Below are 863 nucleotides of genomic sequence, written 5' to 3'. Positions count from 1 at the left end.
CCACAACGACAACATAGCCTAAACCGTTACCTGTAATTGCTAAAAATGAAAAAGAAAATACCAATTGGACTTAGAAAAATAATTGATGAAGTATATAGAGAAAATGAAAACTTATTCAAACTAGAATTCAATGAAAATTCAATTGCTAAATTTCTAGATTCTGACAGTGAAAGTGATTTTTTCTTTGAAATAAAAAAAATCAATACGGAAAATGTAAATAGAAATATAACTTATACAGTTGAATATAAACCCTATAATGAGGAAACATTAGCACCTAGAACTGTCCCTGTTACATTAGCCAATTTTAAAGCGTTTTTTCTAAAATGGAAATCTTTATTAATTGAGTCAAATAAAATGAGTCCTTTATTTGATGACAATTTCACGCAAACCTATTACGACGAAATTGCGCCACAATTTGAGATATTAGATGACGATGCCGAATATAAACCATTTACAATTCTCCAACAAAAGAGAATTATTGAGTTCTTAGACAAAGCTGAGGAAATTTTAAAGGAGCAAAAAAACAATCTTGATGCCGAGAATACAATTGAACTAATTGAAAATACAAAATCGACAATAACAAAATCAACAAAGAAAGAAGTTATTAAAAATATCCGAAAAATAATTGCAAAAGGATTTAAGGTTGGATTGAAAATCGGCGAAAAATTATTGATTGAATTTACAACAGAACTTGCAAAAAAACTGATAATGTCAGGAGGAATATAAAACTACAGGTAACAATGGCTAAAGTTCAGCGTGGCTTTTTTGCTAAATCAAAAGTTTGGTGTACTTTTAATCGGCTAAGTTTCATCAGCGGAAAAGTCTCCGACATTTTCCACGCCGAAACCCTAGCCTAAACCGTT

General features: G+C 30.4%; 1 protein-coding gene. It reads left to right on the top strand.

Features of this window, described 5'->3' with window-relative positions; genetic code table 11:
• The first annotated feature begins 45 nt into the window (after positions 1–45).
• Complete coding sequence (locus HGB55_RS15235; protein WP_168817944.1) at positions 46–726, top strand: hypothetical protein; 681 nt, start codon at positions 46–48, stop codon at positions 724–726.
• Positions 727–863 lie beyond the last annotated feature (137 nt).

Origin of the sequence: Lutibacter sp. B1, from assembly GCF_012524075.1 — a bacterium.
Lineage (GTDB): Bacteria > Bacteroidota > Bacteroidia > Flavobacteriales > Flavobacteriaceae > Lutibacter.
The sequence above is the reverse complement of the archived record's forward strand: the minus strand, read 5'-3'. Positions and strand labels throughout refer to the sequence as shown.

Bases quoted from the DNA above. Each gene is read 5' to 3' on its own strand.
- HGB55_RS15235 (WP_168817944.1), top strand. From the start codon at position 46: ATGAAAAAGAAAATACCAATTGGACTTAGAAAAATAATTGATGAAGTA.